At 65.3% G+C, this 21,168-nt stretch carries 20 protein-coding genes; 6 read left to right on the top strand and 14 right to left on the bottom strand.

The window, feature by feature from the left end; genetic code table 11:
* Position 1 precedes the first annotated feature (1 nt).
* Both AB843_RS16510 and AB843_RS16515 read left to right on the top strand, forming a co-directional pair.
* Positions 2–1,108: a FecCD family ABC transporter permease gene (locus AB843_RS16510; protein ID WP_048647962.1), complete on the top strand. Its 1,107-nt coding sequence runs from the start codon at positions 2–4 to the stop codon at positions 1,106–1,108.
* On the top strand, positions 1,108–1,902 hold the full coding sequence (locus tag AB843_RS16515) for a heme ABC transporter ATP-binding protein (protein ID WP_048647963.1): 795 nt from the start codon (positions 1,108–1,110) through the stop codon (positions 1,900–1,902). The genes AB843_RS16510 and AB843_RS16515 overlap by 1 nt, the downstream gene beginning before the upstream one ends.
* Positions 1,903–2,019: 117 nt before the next feature.
* Here AB843_RS16515 and rirA read toward each other — a convergent pair whose 3' ends face one another.
* On the bottom strand, positions 2,020–2,481 hold the full coding sequence (gene rirA / locus AB843_RS16520) for an iron-responsive transcriptional regulator RirA (protein WP_048647964.1): 462 nt from the start codon (positions 2,479–2,481) through the stop codon (positions 2,020–2,022).
* Positions 2,482–2,782: 301 nt separating this feature from the next.
* Here rirA and AB843_RS16525 point away from each other — a divergent pair, with 301 nt between their 5' ends.
* A complete protein-coding gene (locus AB843_RS16525; RefSeq protein WP_048647965.1) occupies positions 2,783–3,247 on the top strand; it encodes a MaoC family dehydratase in 465 nt (154 codons plus the stop codon).
* 27 nt (positions 3,248–3,274) lie between these two features.
* On the opposite strand, the gene AB843_RS16530 is transcribed toward AB843_RS16525, so the two are convergent.
* The 11 genes from AB843_RS16530 to ehuB form a co-directional block, all read right to left on the bottom strand.
* On the bottom strand, positions 3,275–3,976 hold the full coding sequence (locus AB843_RS16530; protein WP_048648003.1) for a fumarylacetoacetate hydrolase family protein: 702 nt from the start codon (positions 3,974–3,976) through the stop codon (positions 3,275–3,277).
* A gap of 82 nt (positions 3,977–4,058) precedes the next feature.
* Positions 4,059–5,432, bottom strand: a complete 1,374-nt coding sequence (locus tag AB843_RS16535) for an aspartate aminotransferase family protein (RefSeq protein ID WP_048648004.1) — start codon at positions 5,430–5,432, stop codon at positions 4,059–4,061.
* Between the two features lie 12 nt (positions 5,433–5,444).
* Positions 5,445–6,662, bottom strand: coding sequence for a M24 family metallopeptidase (locus tag AB843_RS16540; RefSeq protein WP_048647966.1), 1,218 nt, complete (start codon positions 6,660–6,662; stop codon positions 5,445–5,447).
* Positions 6,663–6,674: 12 nt separating this feature from the next.
* Positions 6,675–8,159 (bottom strand): NAD-dependent succinate-semialdehyde dehydrogenase, encoded by a 1,485-nt coding sequence (locus AB843_RS16545; RefSeq protein ID WP_048647967.1) that lies wholly within the window; start codon positions 8,157–8,159, stop codon positions 6,675–6,677.
* Positions 8,160–8,284: 125 nt separating this feature from the next.
* The gene (locus AB843_RS16550; protein ID WP_206412900.1) at positions 8,285–8,773 is read right to left on the bottom strand and encodes an Lrp/AsnC family transcriptional regulator; all 489 of its coding nucleotides are present in this window, start codon (positions 8,771–8,773) and stop codon (positions 8,285–8,287) included.
* Positions 8,774–8,775: 2 nt separating this feature from the next.
* Positions 8,776–9,768 (bottom strand): cyclodeaminase, encoded by a 993-nt coding sequence (locus tag AB843_RS16555; RefSeq protein ID WP_048647968.1) that lies wholly within the window; start codon positions 9,766–9,768, stop codon positions 8,776–8,778.
* On the bottom strand, positions 9,758–10,771 hold the full coding sequence (gene eutB / locus AB843_RS16560) for a hydroxyectoine utilization dehydratase EutB (RefSeq protein WP_048647969.1): 1,014 nt from the start codon (positions 10,769–10,771) through the stop codon (positions 9,758–9,760). Before eutB ends, AB843_RS16555 begins: the two co-directional genes overlap by 11 nt.
* A gap of 4 nt (positions 10,772–10,775) precedes the next feature.
* Positions 10,776–11,552, bottom strand: a complete 777-nt coding sequence (gene ehuA, locus AB843_RS16565; RefSeq protein WP_048647970.1) for an ectoine/hydroxyectoine ABC transporter ATP-binding protein EhuA — start codon at positions 11,550–11,552, stop codon at positions 10,776–10,778.
* Positions 11,549–12,226, bottom strand: coding sequence for an ectoine/hydroxyectoine ABC transporter permease subunit EhuD (ehuD, locus tag AB843_RS16570; RefSeq protein ID WP_048647971.1), 678 nt, complete (start codon positions 12,224–12,226; stop codon positions 11,549–11,551). Before ehuD ends, ehuA begins: the two co-directional genes overlap by 4 nt.
* A gap of 3 nt (positions 12,227–12,229) precedes the next feature.
* Positions 12,230–12,952 carry an ectoine/hydroxyectoine ABC transporter permease subunit EhuC gene (gene ehuC, locus AB843_RS16575; RefSeq protein ID WP_082143871.1) on the bottom strand — a complete coding sequence of 241 codons (723 nt, stop codon included), beginning with the start codon at positions 12,950–12,952 and terminating at the stop codon, positions 12,230–12,232.
* Positions 12,953–13,030: 78 nt separating this feature from the next.
* Positions 13,031–13,888, bottom strand: a complete 858-nt coding sequence (gene ehuB / locus AB843_RS16580; protein ID WP_244468006.1) for an ectoine/hydroxyectoine ABC transporter substrate-binding protein EhuB — start codon at positions 13,886–13,888, stop codon at positions 13,031–13,033.
* 228 nt (positions 13,889–14,116) lie between these two features.
* Here ehuB and doeA point away from each other — a divergent pair, with 228 nt between their 5' ends.
* The 3 genes from doeA (at position 14,117) to AB843_RS16595 (ending at position 17,194) form a co-directional block, all read left to right on the top strand.
* Positions 14,117–15,301, top strand: coding sequence for an ectoine hydrolase DoeA (doeA, locus tag AB843_RS16585; protein ID WP_048647972.1), 1,185 nt, complete (start codon positions 14,117–14,119; stop codon positions 15,299–15,301).
* A 4-nt stretch (positions 15,302–15,305) separates the two neighbouring features.
* Complete coding sequence (argE, locus tag AB843_RS16590) at positions 15,306–16,493, top strand: acetylornithine deacetylase (RefSeq protein WP_048647973.1); 1,188 nt, start codon at positions 15,306–15,308, stop codon at positions 16,491–16,493.
* A gap of 65 nt (positions 16,494–16,558) precedes the next feature.
* Positions 16,559–17,194: a GntR family transcriptional regulator gene (locus AB843_RS16595; protein WP_244468007.1), complete on the top strand. Its 636-nt coding sequence runs from the start codon at positions 16,559–16,561 to the stop codon at positions 17,192–17,194.
* Here AB843_RS16595 and AB843_RS16600 read toward each other — a convergent pair.
* Complete coding sequence (locus tag AB843_RS16600; protein ID WP_048647975.1) at positions 17,182–19,584, bottom strand: aldehyde dehydrogenase family protein; 2,403 nt, start codon at positions 19,582–19,584, stop codon at positions 17,182–17,184. The genes AB843_RS16595 and AB843_RS16600 overlap by 13 nt on opposite strands.
* Before the next feature lie 13 nt (positions 19,585–19,597).
* Complete coding sequence (gene deoC / locus AB843_RS16605; protein ID WP_162230645.1) at positions 19,598–20,629, bottom strand: deoxyribose-phosphate aldolase; 1,032 nt, start codon at positions 20,627–20,629, stop codon at positions 19,598–19,600.
* Positions 20,630–21,168: the final 539 nt, after the last annotated feature.

The raw sequence follows: 21,168 nt of genomic DNA on the forward strand, positions 1-21,168 counted from the left end.
AATGGCGTTAGGCGAGCAGACCGATCCGGCACCAGCCGGACGTTTGATCAATGCGGAGGGCGACCGCACGACACGCGCCCGCATCGCCATCCTGCTCCTGGTGGGACTCTATTGCGTCTTGTGCGCGATCAGCCTCGGATCGGGTGCGTCGGATGCCTCGCTCTGGGACGTCGTCCATGACTGGCTGCGGCCCGGCGGCGCCGGCGCCGATGTGCTGTCGCAGCGCGATCGCGTGATTATCCAGGACATCCGCCTGCCGCGCATCGTGCTGGGCAGCCTGGTGGGGGCGGCGCTGGCCGTCTCCGGCGCGGTGATGCAGGGCCTGTTCCGCAATCCGCTTGCCGACCCCGGCATTGTCGGCGTCGCCTCGGGCGCCGGTCTCGGCGCCATCACGGTGATCGTTCTGGGCGGCACGGTGCTTGGCCCCGTGGTCGGCCTGCTGGGCATTTACGCCTTGCCGCTGGCCGCTTTCTGCGGCGGCCTGGCGACGACGATGCTCCTCTACCGCGTGGCCACGCGGCGCGGCCAGACCTCGATCGCCACCATGCTGCTCGCCGGCATCGCGCTTGCCGCCATGGCCGGCGCGTTTTCCGGCGTCCTCGTCTATCTGGCCGATGACCAGCAATTGCGCGACCTGACCTTCTGGGGGCTGGGTTCGCTTGCCGGCTCGACCTGGAGCAAGATCTGGGCGGCAGGGCCGATCATCGCCGCGGCGCTTCTGGCCACGCCCTTCCTGGCGCGCGGGCTCGACGGCATGGTTTTGGGCGAGGCGGCCGCCAACCATCTCGGCATTCCCGTGCAACGCGTCAAGAACGCGGCGATCGTCGCGGTGGCGGCGGCAACCGGCGCTTCGGTCGCCGTTGCCGGCGGGATCGGCTTCATCGGCATTGTCGTGCCGCATCTCCTGCGCCTGACCATCGGCCCCGAGCACCGCTACCTGCTGCCGGCGTCCGCCCTGCTCGGCGCGTGCCTGCTGCTGGTCGCCGACGCCATCAGCCGCATGGTGGTGGCGCCCGCCGAATTGCCCATCGGCATCGTCACGGCGGCCATCGGTGCGCCCTTCTTCCTCTGGATATTGCTGCGCCAGCGCGGCTTGCTGGATCTGTGATGTCGATCGAAACCCGCCATCTCGCCGTCCGGATCGGCCGGCGTGCCATCCTCTCGGATGTTCACCTGACGGCGCAGCCGGGACAGGTTACGGCAATTGTCGGGCCGAACGGCTCCGGCAAGACGACCTTGCTGAAGGCGCTGGCGGGCGATCTGGCCTTTACCGGCGACATCCGCATCAACGGCGTGGCGCTGACGGCGATGAAACCCTGGCAGGCGGCCGTTCACCGCGCCGTTCTGCCTCAATCGACAGCCCTGTCGTTTCCCTACACCGTGCGTGAGATCGTCAAGCTCGGCCTGATGAGCGGCCGTTCGGGCGCGAGGGACGATGAAACCGCCCAATTGCCGGAGCGGGCCTTGGCGCGTGTCGACCTGGCCGGCTTTGCCGGTCGGTTCTATCAGGAGCTGTCAGGCGGTGAGCAGCAGCGTGTCCAGCTCGCCCGCGTGCTCTGCCAGGTGTGGCGGCCGGTGCTGGACGGCAGGCCGCGCTATCTGCTCCTCGACGAGCCGGTTTCGAGCCTCGACATCAAGCATCAGCTGATCATCATGAACATCGCCGCCGAATTCGCCGCGGCCGGCGGCGGCGTGATCGCCATCCTGCATGATCTGAACCTGACGGCGCGCTTTGCCGACCATGTCGCCATGATGCACCATGGCAGCCTTGTCGCTGCCGGGCCGGTGGCCGAGGTTCTGACGGACAATCTGGTTTCGGATGTGTTCGAATGCCGGATCAGGGTAAGCGCGCTACCGGCAGGCGGTATGCCATTCGTCTTGCCGCAATCGGCGGAGATCTGAAGCAACTCCAGGAAAAGTGAGAACCCGTTTTCCGTCCGGGATTGCGCAAAAACAGAGAGATAGAGCGGGGCAGCGTTTCCATGAAACGGTGAACCGATCCAGGCGCGCGTTGGTGTGTCAGTTGGCTGCCACGCGGACCGGCAGATCGTCGATGCCGAGCAGGTTGCGCATGTCGGGCTTGGCGTCCACCAGATCGCGAATCGTATAACCGGCCAGAACCTCGAAAAAGGCGTTCAACGCCTGGCGCAACGCCGCGTTCAGCCCGCAGCTTTCCACCAGCGGGCAGTCGGCGGCGTCATTCTCGAAACATTCCGCCATGGCGAAATTGTCCTCGGTGACCCGCACCACGTCGAAAAGCGAGATCGCCTCGGCGGGCTTGGCCAGCCGCACGCCGCCGTGCCGGCCGCGCACCGTTTCCACAAAACCATGCTCCACAAGCGGTTGCAGGATCTTGAACAGAAACAGGTCGGACAGCGTATAGGCTTCCGCGATATCCGATATCCGGCTTAAGCGGCCTTCATTGGCCGAGCAGTACATCAGGATTCTGATGGCATAATTGGTCTGTCTGGTAAGCCGCATAACGATCCTCTCGCGTAACTGTCATGCACTATGGCCTATCGTTTAGAATAATTCCAGAGTTCGCCGATAAAAAATCTGATAAAAACATTCAACTTTATGTCAGCGCCATTTTCCACCTGATAGCAACCGATGGTTGCGCTTGTCGCCTTCGTTCTTGCCAATTCTGCTGCAATGCACAATATTCGCCGCGCCATGGGGAACGGCCAACGAGCCGCGAAGCGGCGTTTGAACGGACTGAGATGCCGAAATACGGCGTCGGGTGATTCCACCTGACAACTCATGCGACAGAAAGGCGAACCCCGTGAACGCACATGTTCTGGAACAGAAAATCGGTGCGGCGACGACGATTTCCCAATGGGTCGAGGTCGACCAATCGATGATCGACGGCTTTGCCGATTGCACCAATGACCACCAGTGGATTCACGTCGACCGCGTGCGGGCGCGGCGCGAAAGCCCGTTCGGCGTTCCTGTCGCGCACGGCTTTCTGACGCTGTCGCTTTTATCCAGCCTCTCCTACGACAGCGGCGCCTGGCCCGTGCATCTGGGCACGGTCATCAATTACGGTCTCGACAAGCTGCGTTTCCTGGCGCCGGTCAAGGCCGGCGCCCGCGTGCGGCTGCGTGCCAGCTTGAGCGGCGTCGAGGAAAAGGCTCCGGGGCGTCTTCTGGTTCGCCATCACAGCGAGGTGGAGATCGAAGGCGAGGAGACGCCGGCGCTCGCCGCCGAAACCATCGTCCTGCTGATCCTCGATGACCACGCCGCCTGAAAGCAATCGCCGGACGACTTCGCTTTGTTATGCGATTGCTTCACCGATGGTGATGGAGATCGTGCCGATGCCGTCGATGCCGCCGTCCAGGCGATCGCCGGGCTGCACCGCGCCGACGCCGGCCGGCGTTCCGGTGTAGATCAGGTCGCCCGGCTGAAGCGCCATTGCGCGGCTGCAGATGGAGATCACGTCGGCCACCGGCCAGATCAGCTCCGCCAGATCGCCCTCCTGGCGCGTTTCGCCATTGACCTTGAGCCAGATGCGGCCGCTTTCGGGATGTCCGGTCGCGTCGACCGGGGCGATCGCGCCGCAGGGGGCCGACTGGTCGAATGCCTTGCCCCAGTCCCAGGGGCGGCCCATCTCCTTGGCCTCGCTTTGCAGGTCGCGGCGCGTCAGGTCGATGCCGACCGCATAGCCGAAGACGTGGTCGAGCGCTGAACCAAGCGCAATGTTGCGACCACCCTTGCCGATGGCGACGACCAGCTCGATCTCGTGATGCAGGTCCCTGGTCAGCGTCGGGTAGGGGATCGTCACGCCGTCGTCGACGATGCTGTCGGCCGGCTTGGTGAAGAAGAACGGCGGCTCGCGATCCGGATCCTTGCCCATTTCGCGCGCATGCGCCGCGTAGTTTCGCCCGACGCAGAAGATGCGCCGGACGGGAAAGCGTGCCTCCGTGCCGGCGACGGCAACGGAAGGCTGGGCTGCTGGGGGGAACACGAATTCGGCCATGAAGCTCTCCGACATAACAATGCGCAGAGACATGGCCGAATTCATTTTTCAGGGCAAGGCCCAGCCTGCCCAAGTCAGCGGATCAGCCCTTGAAGACCGTTTTCGCAGCCGTCACCGCGGCGTCGACCACCACGTCGGCTTCTTCCCGGGTCAGGCACAGCGGCGGCGCGAAGCCTAGAATATCGCCCTGCGGCATCGCGCGGCCGATGACGCCCTGTTCGAGCAGGGCAGCCGCCATTTGCGGGCCGATCTTCTTCGATGCATCAAAGAAGCGGCGTGTGTCCTTGTCCTCGACGAATTCAACGGCGCACAACATGCCTTCGCCGCGCACTTCGCCGACATGGGCATGATCGCCCAGGGCATCGCGCATGGCGTTGACCAGATAACCGCCGGTTTCCGTGGAATTCTTGACCAGGCCCAATTTGTCCACCAGCTCCAGATTGGCGATGCCGGCGGCCGCGCCGATCGGGTGCGCCGAATAGGTCCAGCCATGGCCGATCGGGCCGTTTTCGTCCGTGCCGCGCTCCAGCACCTCCCACATCTTCTTGCCGACGATGGACCCCGACAGCGGCGCATAGGCCGAGGTCAGGCCCTTGGCGATGGTGATCAGGTCTGCCTCGATGTCGTAGTGCAACGATCCGAACATCGAGCCGAGCCGGCCGAAACCTGTCACCACCTCGTCGGCGACGAGCAGGATGTCGTGCTTCTTGAGCACTTTCTGGATTGCCTGCCAGTAACCGGCCGGCGGCGGCACGATGCCGCCCGTGCCGAGCACCGGCTCGCCGATGAAGGCGGCGATGGTGTCGGCGCCCTCGCGCTCGATCATGGCTTCCAGCGCGGCCGCGCAATGGGCGGAGAAATCCTCTTCGCTCATGGCAAGGTCCGGGCGGCGGTAATAGTAGGGCGCTTCCGTATGCAGAACGTTGGCCAGCGGCAGGTCGAACTTCTTGTGGAACAGTTCGAGGCCGGTTAGCGAGCCGGTCATCAGGCCCGAGCCGTGATAGCCGCGCCAGCGCGAGATGATCTTCTTCTTCTCCGGCCGGCCGAGGATGTTGTTGTAGTACCAGATCAGCTTGACGTTGGTCTCGTTGGCGTCCGAGCCGCCAAGGCCGAAATAGACCTTCGACATGTTGTCCGGCGCCCGGTCGAGGATCATCTTGGAAAGGCGGATGGAGGCTTCCGTGCCGTGCCCGACATAGGCGTGGTAGTAGGCGAGCTCCTTCGCCTGCTCGGCGATGGCGTCGGCGATCTCGGTGCGGCCGTAGCCGACATTGACGCAGTAGAGGCCGGCGAAGGCGTCGAGCAGCCTGTTGCCGTCGCGGTCCTCGATGTGGACGCCCTTGCCTCCGGTGACGATGCGGGTCGGTGTTTCGCCGCGCGCGTGCTGGGCGAGATGGGTCGAGGGGTGGAAGAAATTCTCCCGGTCCCACTGGTCGAGCTGGTCGTTCTTCAACAGCATGTCTGCCTCCTATCGAATGGTTGGGCCGTTGGGAGTGCGGGTCAGCACTTCCGCTCCATCGGGGCTAAGAAGCACCGCGTTGGAGAGGAAGAAGTCGCCTTTGCCCGTTCCCATCAGCCAGGAAAGAATGTGAAAACTCATGCCCTCGCGGATTTCGAGGTCGCTGTCGTGGCGCAGGCCGGTCACCCGGTTGCCGCCGGTCCAGGAGGGCGGGAAGCCGATGCCGACGCAATAGCCGCAATGGTGGCGGCGGTAATGCGCCAGCCCCGCATCGTCGGCCACCGCCTGCCAGGCGGCGTAGACGTCGCGCGCCCGGGCGCCTGGCCGCAAGGCGGCGATGACGGCGCGGAAAGCAGCCATCGCCGTCTCGGCCATGCGCGCGTCCTCGTCGCGGATCGCACCCACATGGACGAGCCTTCCAAGCGGCGCATGATAGCGGCTGACACAGCCGGACAGTTCGATGAACACCGGCTCGTCGCGGCGATAGGTATCGTTGCCCCAGGTGGCGTGCTCCTCGCCGAGCCGTGGGCCAGGCCGGATGAACGGGCCGAAGCCCGGCGCCTCGCCGCCGGCGCGGATCATCGCCGCGTGACATTCCGCCACCACGTCGCGTTCGGCCGCTCCCTCGGCAATCATGGCGATTGCCGCCGCAGCCGCCGCATCGGAGACGGCCGCCGCCTTGCGCATCAGCGCCTGTTCCGCCGGCGATTTGACCAGCCGCAGCCGATCGACCATGTCGGTGACGTCGACCCACTCGACCGTGTCCAAGCTTTCGCGAAGCGCATTGCCGAAGCCGTAGGAATGGCCCGACGACCAGGTCTCGATGCCGATCCTGATGGCGCCCTCGTCGGTCTGCTCCTCGATCTGCTCGACGACGGTCTCGAGCACGGCGCGCGAGCGGTCCCTGGCAACGAAGGAATCCTTCAGCACCCGCACGGCCAGGTCGGCGGCCGTCTCGTGGTCGCCATGCCCCTGGAACAGCGCGTTGCGCACCTGCTTCTCGATCGACACGCGCTCCATCTGCCGCGTGACGAGGATCATTTCGCCCTCGATGGGCACCATCAGCAGATGCGGCGCGAAATAGCCCCAATGGTCGAGACCGGTGAGGTAGAAGATGTTTTCCGGCGTCGAAAGCAGCGCCATGTCGAGCTGGCGCGCGGCCATTTCGCCGCGCACCGCCGCCAGCCGACCGCTCAATTCCGTATCGTTGAAAGGGTTATCGAACACGCGCGCCTCAGCCTAATTTGTGTCGCGGCAGACATATTTGATGTTGGTGAAGGCTTCGAGCCCATGCCTGGAGCCCTCGCGGCCGAGGCCGGCCTGTTTCACCCCGCCGAACTGGATCGGCGCGCCGGTGATCTTCGTCCGGTTGACGGCCACCATGCCGAACTCCAGTCCGCGCGAAAGCCGTGCGATGCGGCCGGGATCGCCTGTGTGCAGGTAGGCGGCAAGGCCGGTCTCGGTCTCGTTGGCCTTCTCGAGCACCTCGTCCTCGCTGTCGAACGGCGCGAATCCGGCGATGGGGCCGAACGTTTCCTCGCGGAAGATCAGCGCGGTTTCCGGCACATCGGCAAGCACGGTCGGCATGAAGTAGTTCGGCCCGAGCGAGGCTTTCGTGCCGCCTGTCACAAGCCGCGCGCCTTTTCCCAATGCGTCGGTTACCTGCTCCTTCTGCTTGGCCACGGCGCGATCATGGATCAGCGGGCCGATGTCGGGATCGGTCAGGCCGGCGCCGACGCTCAGCGCCTCGACGCGGCGCGCAAAGGCGGCGATGAAGGCATCGTAGATGGGGCGCTCGATGTAGAAGCGGTTGGCCGCCAGGCAATCCTGGCCCGAGGTGGCGAACTTCGCCGACATGGCGCTGTCCACCGCCCGTTCCATGTCGCAATCGGCGAAGGCGATGAACGGCGCGTGCCCGCCGAGCTCCATCACCAGCCGCTTCACCGTCGGCGCGGACTGCGCGTAGAGCAGGCGGCCGATCTCGGTGGAGCCGGTGAAGGAGAGGGCGCGTACATGGCGCGAGGCCGTCATCGCGCCAACCACATCGGCGGCCTTGCCGGTCAGCACGTTGAAGACGCCGGCGGGAAGGCCGGCCCGCTCGGCGAGTTCCGCCAGCGCCAGCGCCGAGAACGGCGTTTCGGAGGAGGGGTGCGCCACCACGGTGCAGCCGGCGGCCAGCGCCGCCGCCGCCTTGCGCGTCAGCATGGCGCAAGGGAAGTTCCACGGCGTGACGAGGGCTGCAACGCCCACCGGCTCGCGCCAGACTTGCATGTCCGCATGCGGCAGGTGCGAGGTCACGCTTTCGATGGCGACGCGCTTGGCCTCTTCGGCGTAGAACGAGACGAAGGAGGCGGCATAGTCGATCTCGCCGCGCGCCTCGGAAATGGGCTTGCCCTGTTCCAGCACCATCAGATGCGCCAGGTCTTCTTTTGCCGCGACGATCAGTTCATGCCACGCCATCAGCAGACGCGCCCGCTCCTGCGGCAGCAAGGCGGCCCAGGCCGGAAACGCCGCATGCGCGGCGGCAATCGTCGCCTCGGCCTGCTCGGAAGAAAGCGCCGGCACGCAGCCGATGCGCGTCCCGTCGGCGGGATTGAGGACATCGATCACCGGGTCGCCCGGCGCGGCGATCCACTGACCGTCGGCATAGGCATACTCGCGAAACAGGCGCGGGTCGGCGAGACCCGAAAGCGAGGTTTTCTGCAGGGCTGCGAATGCGGACATCGGCTCACTCCCAAGGCGAATTTCCCAACTGGATTGCCTTGAGAATACGCCGCGAGGCGGCAAATTTTCCGCAGAAGCGACGCCCTGCGGCAAACGTTTCGTTCGAAGTTGCCGCCCGCCGCCCGCTATTCCTTCTGCGTCGGGCACAACAGTTCCATCGGCAGGGCGCCCGGCTGCTTGACCGGTTTGGTGACGATGTAGGTGAAATAGCGCGCCAGCCCGACGCGCGCCTCCAGAAGCTGGTCCACCAGCCGCTGATAGGCATCGATGTCGCGGGCGATGATCTGCAGGATGTAGTCGAAGCCGCCGCCCACCGCCCAGCAGCCGGTAATCTCGTCGATTGTCTGTACGCTGCGCTCAAAACGCTGGAAATCCTCGGCGCGATGGCCTTCCAGCTCCGCCGCCATGAACACGGCGATGTAGGGCATGACCTTCGAAAGCGCGATCTCGGCCCGGTAGCCGGTGATGATGCCGGCCTTCTCCAGCCGCTTCAGCCTTTCCCAGCAGGGCGCGGGAGTGAGGTTGACCCGCTCGGCCAGCGCCGCCTTGGAAATGCGGCCCTCCTTCTGCAGGATGGCGAGGATCTTGATGTCGCGGTCGTCGAGCTTCAGCATGGTCAGCTCTGGATCGTCGTGCCGGCTCCCGCTGTCAAGGCCCGTTGCCGCGCAAAAGTGGCGATTGCCGTATCTTGCGCCCCGGTGCCCGTCAGGTCGCAAATGGTGATCTGGCTGTCATCGGTGCGGCCGGCCCTTGCGCCCGTGACGATCGCGCCCAGTTCCGGCGGCGTGCCGCCCGCCCAGACGCCGGCGGCGATGGCCGAGGCCAGTTCGCCCAGCTTCTCGCACTGGCTGACCCGGTCGGCGACGTAGAGATCGGCGCGGGCAAGCGCTGCAGGCTCGACCTCGTTCTTGCCTTCCTGGTCGGAGCCCATGGCGGTGATGTGCAGGCCCGGATGCAGCCATTCCGCTTTCAGGATCGGCTGGCGCGCCGGCGTGGTGGTGACAACCAGCTGGCTTTGCGCCACGAGCCGCGCCGGATCGCTTTCCGCTTTCGCCTCTATGCCCAGTTCCTTGGCGATGTCGGTTGCGCAGGCTTCCGCCTTCGCGGCATCGCGCCCCCAGACCAGCACCTGTTCGAACGGCCGCACCTGATGCGCCGCGAACATCTGCAGCCGGGCCTGCAAGCCGGTGCCCATGACACCCGCCGTGGTCACGGTCGATGGGGCCAGGTGGCGGGCGGCGACGGCGCCGGCCGATGCCGTGCGCACATCGGTCAGGAAGCCATTGTCGAGCAGCAGCGCTTCCACTAGGCCGGTTTTCGCCGAGAACAGGATCATCAGCCCGTTGAGGCTCGGCAGGCCGATCTTCGGATTGTCGAAGAAGCCGGGGCTGACCTTGATGGCGAAGCCGTCGAAGCCGGGAATATAGGCGGTCTTCACATCCACCTCGGCATTCGCCTCGGCGATCTCCATGGACAGGATCGGCGGCATCACCACCTGGCCGCCGGCCAGCGCCGCAAAGGCGCTCTCGACCACGCCGATCGCCTCGAGGTCGAGTTTGACGGCGCGTTTCAGCTCGGCTTCGGTGAGGACGAGAATGTCATGCAGCATGGGGTTTTCCTTTGAGCATCATGGCGCCGAGCCTCACGTCGCGGCCCGACACGATATCGGTGAACACCGTCATGTCGACATTGCGGCCGGTGATGATGCTGGCCGTCGGGCCGAGCGTCTTGCCGAGTTTGCCGGCGATGAGGGCGGCGGCCCCCACCGCGCTGGCGCCCTCGCAGACCAGACGGTCCTCGAAGTAATGCGCCTGCATGGCACAGTATATCTCGTCCTCGGTCACGAGCACGATGTCGTCCAGATATTTTTGGCACAGCGCGAAGGAGTGCCGGTTTTCCGCGCCGATGCCGCCGCCGAGCGAATCGGCCAGGCTCGCCACCTCCGTCACCGGCACGGGATGGCCCGCCTTGACGGATTCATGCATGGCCGCGCCCCGGTCCATGGTGATGCCGATGACGCGGATGGACGGTTTGATCTGCTTGACCGTCGCGGCGATACCCCCGGCAAGCCCGCCGCCGGACAACGGAATGAGCACGGTTTCGAGATCGGGGCGCTGTTGCAGAAGTTCGAGCCCGATCGTGCCCTGGCCGGCGATCACATGAGGATCGTCGAAGGGCGAGACCTCGCAGAAGCCGTCCTGGTCAGCCAGGCGCCGGCTTTCGAACTGCGCGTCATCCTGGCTTTCACCGATGATGCGGGCCTCGGCGCCCAGCGCGCGAATGCCGTCCACCTTGGCCTGCGGCACCAGTTTCGACATGCAGACGACGGCCTTCAGGCCGCGCGCCCTGGCGGCGAAGGCGATGGCCCGGCCATGATTGCCGGTCGAGCAGCAGGTGACGCCCGGCGCGTCGGCAGGCAGGTTGAGGACGGCGTTCGCCGCCCCGCGCAATTTGAAGGCGCCGGTCGCCTGGCCGATCTCCAGTTTCAGCAGGAAATCACCGCCGCAAAGCCGGCTGAGATAGGGCGAGGGGACGAGCGGCGTGTCGAGCGTCGCCACACCAGAAATCCTCCGGCGGGCCGCCAGAACATTGGCAAGGGTCAATGACGTCATGGTCTCAGCCAGCTTCCAGAACGGCGCTCAGGAACTGGCGCGTTCGTTCTTCCTGCGGATCGTTGAAGATTTTGTCCGGCGCGCCCTGTTCGGCGATCTTGCCCGAGTGGAAGAAGCAGACCCGGTCGGCGAATTCCCTGGCGAAGCCCATCTGGTGGGTGACCATCAGCATGGTCAGGCTGTGCTCCTTGGCGAGCTTGCGGATGACCTGCAGCACCTCTCCGACAAGCTCCGGGTCGAGCGCCGACGTCACTTCGTCGAACAGCATCACCTTTGGCCGCATGGCCAGCGCCCGGGCAATCGCCACGCGCTGCTGCTGGCCGCCGGAAAGCTGGCTCGGATAATGGTTCTTCTTGTCGCCAAGGCCGACCATGTCGAGCAGTTCGGCGGCGCGCTCCTCGGCCTCTCTTCGCGGCATGCCGAGCACATGGATCGGCGCTTCCATGCAGTTCTTCAGGGCCGACATATGCGGGAACAGGTTGAAATGCTGGAAAACCATGCCGATATTGCCGCGCACGCGGCGCAAATGGCGCTCGTCGGCCGGCACCAGAGCACCATTCCTCTCCATATGCGTCATCGGCTCGCCATCGACATGGATGACCCCGTCATTGATGCGCTCCAGCGTCATCAGCATGCGCAGCACGGTCGTCTTGCCCGAGCCCGACGGGCCGATGATCGCCACCTTTTCATTGGCGGCGATCTCCAGATTGAGCGAATCGAGAACCGTCAGCGAGCCATAGCGCTTGGTTACATTGTCGAATTTGACCATCGGGGTCGTCATTGTCCGCCTCCGGGGTTGCGCAGGCTGCGGTTGAGGGTGCTTTCGACCTGGCGGATGAACACGGAAGCCACCAGGCTCATGACAAGGAAGAAGGCGCCGACCAGCGTGATCGGCTCCACATAGCGAAAATTCTCCGAGCCGAGGATTTTCGCCGTCTGCATCAGTTCGAGCACGGCAATGGCCGACAGGAGCGGTGTCTCCTTGAACAGCGCCACGAGATAATTGCCGAGCGCCGGCACCACGGGCGGAATGGCCTGCGGAATGATGATGTCGCGAAAGGTGATGTAGGGGCTGAGATTGAGCGCGATGGACGCCTCCCATTGCCCGCGCGGCACGCTTTCAAGCCCGGCCCGATAAACCTCCGAGCAATAGGCGCCATAATGCAGGCCGAGCGCGATGACACCGGCGGTCAGCGCCGGCAGGACAATGCCGAACTCGGGAAACACGAAGAAGATGAAGAAGATCTGGATCAGCAGCGGCGTCGAGCGGATGAATTCGATGACGGCGGCCGTCGGCACGCTGATCCATTGCGATTTCGACATGCGCAGGATCGCCATGACGAGGCCGAGCACGGCCGCGAGCACGAATCCGAGCAGCGTCGCCTGGATGGTCACCACCGAGGCGCGCAGCAGCGTCGGCATGATCTCCCAGACATAGGACCAATCCCAGAACATGGCCTATCTCCCGCGTGCCATGCCGCGCGCGGCAAAAGTTTCGAGCGTGCGCATGCCGACCGTGATGACGATCGAGATGGCGAGATACATGACGAGCACGATGGAGAATATCTCGACGGTGCGGAAGGTCGTCTGGTTCATCTGCTGGGCCTTGAAGGCGAGGTCGGAAATGGTGATCAGCGAAACGAGCGCCGTCGCCTTCAACAGTTCGATGAACAGATTGCCCCAGGGCGGGATCATCGCGGCGAACGCCTGCGGCAGGATGATGCGGCGGAGCGCCAGCTTGCGCGGCATGTTGAGCGCGACGGACGCCTCCCATTGGCCGCGCGGCACGGCGGTGATCGCTCCGCGCACCACTTCCGCGCCATAGGCGCCGACATTCAGGCCGAGCGCTGCAATGGCGACGCTCATCGGTTCGAGCACGATGCCGAAATGCGGCAGGACGAAGAACAGCCAGAACAGCTGCACCAGCGCCGATGTGCCGCGAAACAATTCGATATAGGCCACCGCCAGCCAGCGCAGCGGGGCGGGGCCGTACATCTTGGCGATGGCCGCCAGAAGTGCTGCGATCACCGCGACGATGCAGCCGCCGATGGTGATCTGCACGGTGATCCACGCGCCCTGCAACAGGCCCGGGATGAATTCCCTGAAATTGGCAAAACTGGCGATGGCGAGGCCCGCCGTAAAGAACACGATGGCACAGATCGCAAGCGGGCGAAGCTGCATGCCGTCCCCTCCGTTACTCTAACGTGCCGGTATTCCAGCGTGTCGGCCGGAAAGTCCGGCCGACACACCGCCGGTGTTCTATTGCTCGGCGCAAAGCTCTTCGGTTGTCTTGTTCGGCAGATAGCCTTCGCCGAAACCGAATGGGGTGACGAGCGCGATATGCTCTTCCGAGCCGACGAACTCCTTGAGGTTCTTGTTGAATTCCTCGTAGAGCGCCTTGTCTTCGGGACGGAAGGCGAAGCCGCCATGGCCCTTCACGGATTCGCCGGCCACTTCGCCGAAGGGTTCGGTCGATTCGACGCCCTCATTCTTGTCGGCCATGCCGGCGATGGAAAGGGCGGTCAGAGCCGCCGCATCTGCGCGTCCGGCCTTGACGGCGCTGACCAGGCTGGACTGGTCGGGCAGGATCACCAGCTGGTCGGCGGCGACGCCGGCCTTCTCCGCGTAACCCTTCTCCACCGCGCCGGCCATCACGGCGAGCTTCAACGCGCTGTTCTCGGCCACCGTGGCATAGTCGGTGATGCTCTTGGGGTTGCCGTCGGCGACCAGGAAGGCCTGGCCGATGCCATAGGACGGCTCGGAGAACTGCACCTGCTCGCAGCGCTTCGGATTGATGAACATGCCGGCGGCGATGATGTCGAAGCGGCCGGCCTTGAGGCCCGGTATCAGCGAGCCGAACTCGGTCAGCACGCCATCGACTTCCTCGATGCCCATCTTGGCGAGAATCGCCTTGGCGACTTCCGGCGCTTCGCCGGTCAGCTTGCCGTCCGGCGTGGCGAACCCATAGGGCGCTTCGTTGGCGAAGCCGACGCGGATGTAGCCGGACTCCTTCGCCCGCTCGAGTGCATCCTGTGCGGAAGCGGATGTTGCGGCGGCACCCAGCGAAAGCGCCATCGCTCCAAGCGCAACCATACCTTTCAGAACCGTGCGTCTCATGACGTCTCCCATTTTTTTCCATTTGATCGAGATTATTGACCGGTGCGGTCATTTGTACACAACATCATGCAGGCGGAGACCAAGTCAACGACTTTTCATGTCGCTTTAGCGCTATTCCGTCACTTGAATTTGTGGTGATGGATTAGATGTACACAAGGTGAGGATGCCGCGTGTGGTTCTGTTTTCCGGGCGCCGTAAAGGTCCCGGCTTTCCCGATCCGGAGGATATATGCCAGCAATCGAAATGCCCTTCAGCGCGCAGGAATACGTTGCGCGCCTCGAGAAGACCCGCGCCGCCATGGAGGCCAAGGGAATCGATGTCCTGTTCGTCGAGGATCCCTCCAACATGGCCTGGTTGACGGGTTATGACGGGTGGTCCTTCTATGTGCACCAGGGTGTGATCGTCCTGAAGGACGAGGAGCCGCTCTGGTGGGGCCGTTCGATGGACGGCAATGGCGCGGTGCGCACCGTCTACATGGACGACGCGCGCGTGCTGCGTTATCCCGATCACTTCGTGCAGGCCAACACGCTGCATCCCATGCAGCATCTGGCCGAGATCCTGCGCGCTTACGGCTACGGCAACAAGCGCATCGGCGTCGAACTGGAAAACTACTATTTCTCCGCCAAGGCCTATCTGGTTCTGAAGGAGGAATTGCCCGACGCCACCTTCGTCGATGCGACCGCGCTGGTGAATTGGCAGCGCGCGGTGAAGTCGGAGGAGGAGATCGTCTTCATGCGCCGGGCCGCGCGCATTTCCGAAAAGATGATCGACGGCATCGTCGAGCGCATCGAGCCGGGCATGAAGAAGAACGATTTGGTCGCCGAGATCTATGCCGATGCGATCCGCGGCGTCGATGACGATTGGGGCGAGTACCCGGCCATCGTACCGCTCTTGCCGTCCGGCTCGGATGCGGCCGCCCCGCACCTGACCTGGGACGGCCGTCGCTTCGAGCAGGGCCAGGCGACCTTCTTCGAGATCGCCGGCTGCTACCGGCGCTATCACGCGCCCTTGTGCCGAACCGTGTTCCTCGGCAAGCCGCCGCAACACATGCTGGACGCGGAAAAGGCCCTGGTCGAGGGCATCGAGGCGGGGCTTGAGATCGCCCGGCCGGGCAACCGCGCCGGCCAGATCGCCGATGCGCTCTACACATCGCTGGAGAAGGCGGGCATTTCGCGCGATGGCCGCTGCGGCTATCCGATCGGCATTTCCTATCCGCCGGACTGGGGCGAGCGGACCATTTCGCTGCGCCGCGAGGACGACACCGTGCTCGAAGCCGGCATGACGTTTCACTTCATGCCCGGCCTGTGGATGGCCGATTGGGGGCTGGAGATCACCGAAAGCATCCTCATCAAGCCGGAGGGCCCGGCCGAGGCGCTTTGCCGCCGTCCGCGCGAACTGATCGTCAAGGACTGACGCCGTGACCGCCTATCCATGCCTTGACGAAACCCGGCCATCCCTTGACGAAACCAAGCGCATTCTGGCTGATCTGGTGGGGTTTCCCACCATTTCGGCCGACAGCAATCTGGAACTGATCGCCTATGCCAGCGAGGTGCTGAGCGGGTTGGGCGCCCATCTTTCGGTGACGCTGGACGAGACGGGGACGAAGGCCAATTTGTTCGCCACGCTGGGGCCGGAAGGCGATGGCGGCATCGTCCTGTCCGGTCATTCCGATGTGGTGCCGGTCGCCGGTCAGGACTGGACCGGCGATCCGTTCGTGTTGCGCGAGGCCGACGGCCGGCTCTACGGCCGCGGCACCTGCGACATGAAGGGGTTCATCGCCTGCTGCCTGGCGATGGCGCCGCGTTTCGCCGCCGCCGATCTCAAGCGGCCCTTGCACTTCGCCTTCACCTACGATGAGGAGGTCGGCTGTCTCGGCGCCCGCGCGCTGGTGGAGGAGCTGGAACGGCTGGCGATCCGCCCGTCTGTCGCCATCATCGGCGAGCCGACCATGATGCGCATCATCGAGGGGCACAAGGGCTGCTTCGAATACACGACCGAGTTTCGCGGCCTGGAAGGTCACGGCTCGGACCCGGCGCGCGGCGTCAACGCCGTCGAATACGCGGTACGATATATGTCCCGGCTGATGGCGCTGGCCGAGGAACTGAAGGGCAGGGCGCCAGAAGACAGCCGTTTCCGGCCGCCCTGGACCACGCTGCAGATCGGCCGCATCGCCGGCGGCGTGGCGCACAATGTCATCGCCGGCCAATGCACGGTCGATTGGGAAATGCGCCCCGTGCAGGCGCCCGATGCCGATTTCGTCAAGCACGGCATCGAAACCTATGTGGAGCGGGAGTTGATCCCGGCCATGCGGGCGGTTTTCGCCGAGGCCGACATCGTCACCCATGTGATTGGCGAAGTGGACGGGCTGGAACCGGTCCCGGAATCGGAGGCGCGCCGCATCGTCGGCGAGCTGACCGGCCTCAGCGAGGCCGAGGTTGTGGCCTTCGGCACGGAAGCGGGGCTGTTCCAGAAGGCGGGCATATCGTCCGTCATATGCGGGCCGGGCTCCATCGAGCAAGCCCACAAGGCCGATGAGTTCGTCGGTCTTGACCAGCTTTCCGAATGCCTCTCTATGCTGGAGCGGCTGTTGGGGAAACTGAGCTGAGGCATGGCATGAAGGGCGCAGGCAAGCGGGACGCGCGACCGAGATTCGATCGGATCTACACGCTTATGCGCTCACGCATCTGCATGCTCGACTATCCGCCCGGCATGCGGCTGCGCGAGGAGGATCTGGCCGAGGAGTTCGAGACCAGCCGCACGCCGATCCGCCGCGTGCTGGCCAGGCTCGAGGACGAGGGCTTCCTGCGCTCGATGCATGGCGTCGGCACCATCGTCACCGACATCGACATCGATTCCCTGCAGCAGGTCTATCAACTGCGCGTCGAGCTTGCCGAACTGGTCGGCAAGCTCTCGCCCGTGCCGCCGGATGCGGCGCGGCGGGCGGAATTCCGTGCGCTTCTGGCGCGCTGCGATCACCTGCGCGGCGCGCCGGACGCGCGCGAATTCGCCCGCATCAACACGGATTTCTTCCATCTGCTGATGACGCTGACGGCCAATGAGCCGCTGCGCGAATTCTCCGAGCGGCTCTACTACCAGACGACGCGCATCTGGCTGAAGCACGCGGCGCGGCTGACCCGCTACGAGGACATGCTGGAAGCCGAGATCCGCTTCTTCCGCCATGAGGTGTCCGACATCGTCGCGGCCATCGAGAGCGGCGAACTGGAAGTCGTCGGCCACATCAGGCGCTCGCATGTGGCGATGAGCTTCGCCCGGCTCTACGCCGAGGCGCATCCTCAATCGCCATAGGGCACCCAGACATTCTTCACCTCGATGGCCCGGCGGAAGAAATCCTCCGAAAGCGTCGCCGCATCGCTCCAATCGACGGCGCGTCCGGCATTGGTCCACACCCGCTTCAGATTGCCGGCCGATTCGCGCTCGACCGTGGCGCACAAGGCCGCATCGCCGACGCACCACAGCCCATCGACGTCGTCATGCTTGGCAAGCACCGCGGCAAGTTCCGCGCTGCCGCCGGTGACGATGTTGACGCTGCCGGCCGGCAGGTCGGACGTCTCGAACACCTGATAGAGGTCGGTGGCGATCAGCGGATAGCGCTGCGACGGCACGAGAACGACGGAATTGCCCATGGCGAGCGCCGGGCCGAGCAATGACACCAGCGCAAGCAGCGGCCGCTCGTCGGGTGCGACGATGCCGACGACGCCGACCGGCTCGTGCAGTGCCAGCGTGACCGCCCGCATCGGCGGCTGGTGGACGCGGCCCTCATATTTGTCGGCGAGCCCGCCGGCGGCGAACAGGCACTCGATGCCGGCCTCGACCTCGGCACGCGCCTTCTTCGCGCTCTCGCCGGTGAGGCTTGCCAGGCGTTGGGCGAACTCGTCGGCGCGGGCGGCGAGGTTCTCGGCCAGGAAATACAGAACCTGCATGCGGTTATAGCCGGTGGCCGAGCCCCATTTGCTGGCGCGGGCGGCGGCGACCGCGTTGCGGATGTCCTTGCGGTTGCCGGCGCCGACCTCGCCTGCCAGATGCCCCTTCGGGTCGGTGACGGGCAGGGCGTAATTGCCGTCGGGCCGCACCTGCTTGCCGCCGATGAACAGTTTTGGCGTGCGGTCGATCAGGCCGCCCGCGCCACCCGCGCCACCCACGCCGCCCACGCCGCCCACGCCATTGCCGGTCCTGGGCTGCGGCATGTCGATGCGCTTGTGGTCGCCCTTCGGTTTCGGCCTGGCGAGATATTCGATCAGGCCCTCGCGGCCGCCCTCGCGCCCGAACCCGCTTTCGCGATAGCCGCCGAAGCCGCAGGCGGCGTCGAACATGTTGGTGCCGTTGATCCACACCACGCCGGCCTTCAGTTTCGGCGCCGTTTCCAGCGCCCGGTTGATCGTCTCGCTCCAGATCGAGGCGGCGAGCCCGTAGCGTGTGTTGTTGGCCAGCGCCACCGCTTCGTCCGCCGTGCGGAACGTCATCGTGGCGAGCACCGGGCCGAACACTTCCTCCTGTGCCAGGATGTTCGACGGGGCGACGCCGATGGCGAGCGTCGGCAAATGGTAATAGCCGCCCTGCGGCAGATCGCAGGCCGGCTGCCAGCATTCCGCGCCCTGCCGCGCGCCCTCGGCCACCAGCGCCGTGACGCGTTCGAGCTGCGAGGGGGCGATCAGCGGGCCGATATCGGTGTTCTTGTCGAGCGGATCGCCGAGCCGCAAATGGCTCATGCGCGCCTTGACCTTGCCGATGAAGCGTTCGGCGACGCTTTCCTGGATGAGCAGGCGCGAGCCGGCGCAGCAGACCTGGCCCTGGTTGAACCAGATGCCGTCGACCAGGCCCTCGACGGCGCTGTCGAGATCGGCGTCCTCGAAAACGATGAAGGCCGACTTGCCGCCGAGTTCGAGCGAGATCTTCTTGCCGGTGCCGGCCGTGGCGCGGCGGATGATCTTGCCCACTTCCGAGGAGCCGGTGAAGGCGATCTTGTCGATATCCGGGTGGTTGACGATGGCTTCACCGGCTTCCGGCCCGCCCTGGACGATATTGACGACGCCCTTCGGTACGCCGGCCCGCGCGCAGATCTCGGCGAAGAGGACCGCCGTCAGCGGCGTGAACTCGGCCGGCTTCAGCACCACCGTGCAGCCGGTGGCCAGTGCCGGGGCGATCTTCCAGGCGAGCATCAGCAGCGGAAAATTCCACGGAATGATCTGGCCGACGACGCCCGCCGCCTGATAGCCGGGGAAATCGCGGTCGAGCGTCTGCGCCCAGCCGGCGTGATGGATGAAATGGCGGATCGCCAGCGGCACATCGATGTCGCGGCTCTCGCGGATCGGCTTGCCATTGTCGAGCGATTCGAGAACGGCGAACAGGCGCGCGTGGCGCTGCATGGCGCGGCCGATGGCGTAAAGCACGCGGGCGCGCTCATAGCCGGTCTGTTTGCGCCAGCCGGACAGGGCTTTGCGCGCCGCCTTGACCGCATCGTCCACGTCCGCGCTGCCGGCTTCGGAAATCTCGGCAAGTGCCGCGCCCGTTGCGGGTTCGAAACTCGTGAAGCGCGCGCCGGATTTCGCCGCGCGCCAATCGCCGTCGATGAACAGCGTTTTCGACAGGTCGCGGGCGGCCAGCCATTGGTCGGCCTCGCTGCGCGATTCGGGCGCCGGACCGTAATCCATGGCCTTGAAACGATCGAGAATGGTCACGGGGCTCTCCGGGTCAGGCCATGGCATGGCGATGGGCGGCGGAATAGCGCCCGGTCAGATGGTGTTCGAGCTGGCGCTCGATGTCGGTGAGCAGGCTCGACGCGCCGAAGCGGAACAGGTCCGGCTCCAGCCAGCGCCGGCCGAGTTCCTCGTTCATCAGCACCAGCCAGTCGAGCGATGCCTTGGCGGTCGAGATGCCGCCGGCCGGCTTGAAGCCGATATGAATGCCCGTGTGCTCGTGATAGGCGCGGATGCAGCGCACCATGGCCAGGCCGACGGGCAGGGTGGCGTTGACGCTTTCCTTGCCGGTCGAGGTTTTTATGAAGTCCGCGCCGGCCATCATGGCGACCATCGAGGCGAGGGTGACGTTGCGCAGGGTGGCGAGGTCGCCCGTGCCGAGGATCACCTTCAGATGCGCCGCACCGCAGGCTTCGCGGAACTGGACGATCTCGTCATAAAGTTCCTCCCAATGGGCGCCAAGCACCAGGCCGCGCGGAATGACCACGTCGATCTCGTCGGCGCCGTCCTCGACGGAGGCGCGGATCTCGGCGATCCGCGTCGGCAGCGGGGCGAGCCCGTGCGGGAAGGCGGTGGAGACCGCCGCCACATGGATGTTCGTGTCCTTCAGCGCCTCCACGGCGGTGGCGACGAAGGGATGATAGACGCAGACGGCTGCCGGGTGGATGTCCGCCTCCTCGATGCCGAGGCCGGCCATGATGTCGGGGCGCAGCGGGTTGCGCGCCTTGGCGCAAAGCCTGAGCACGCGGTCGGGCGTGTCGTCGGAGGAAAGCGTCGTCAGATCCATCACCGCCAGCGCGCGCAGGAGCCAGGCGGCCTGATGGTCCTTCTTGATCGAGCGGCGCTTGCCGAGCGTGTCGACGCGGCGCTCCAGCGCGCTGCGGTTGATGTGCCGCATCGCCTCCAGCCAGGCAAGGTCGAGCGGCATGCCGGGATTGCGCGGAAGCGCGCCGGAATGCGCGGCGGGCGCTTTTGCGGCGTTGTCGGCCGCGCGCGGCAAGGGATGAACGCTGGCACCGCCGATCATGGTCTGCTCGGACTTTCCACTCATGGTGAACTCACGCAACGGGATGGAAGCCGGCATCTTTCATGAGATGAGCGGGCCTGACAAGGTTTATCGGTTCTGGAGGGGCGGGAAGGGGTGGCTTGCGGTTCTCGGGATGGATTCTCACCACGTCGCTCCCTTCGTCATTCTCGGAGGATGACGAGGCATGTGGGATGGCAGCCTCCTTCTCCCCGCTTGCGGGGAGAGGGGGAGGTGGCCGGCGCTTGCGATGCTTCCGCCTCCCGCTTCTCCCCCTTCGTCATCCTCGGGCTTGACCCGAGGATCCATTCCGGACTTTCGCCATCGCCGCAGCGGTGCAGACGGCCCGCCGCCGTGCCTGTCGCAGGCCGCAACGGCATGGATCCTCGGGTCAAGCCCGAGGATGACGAGGCGTGTGGGATGGCGCTTGTGACGCTTCTGCATCCTGCGAGGAGGACGAGGGTGGAGGCGGCAGGAAAACGCATAGGCTCCTCCGTTCCCGCGCGAGCCTCGCCGCCGGGGTTTGAACGGGTTCGGGAAGA

Source organism: Nitratireductor soli (assembly GCF_001050155.1).
In the GTDB taxonomy this organism is placed as follows: Bacteria; Pseudomonadota; Alphaproteobacteria; order Rhizobiales; family Rhizobiaceae; genus Nitratireductor; species Nitratireductor soli.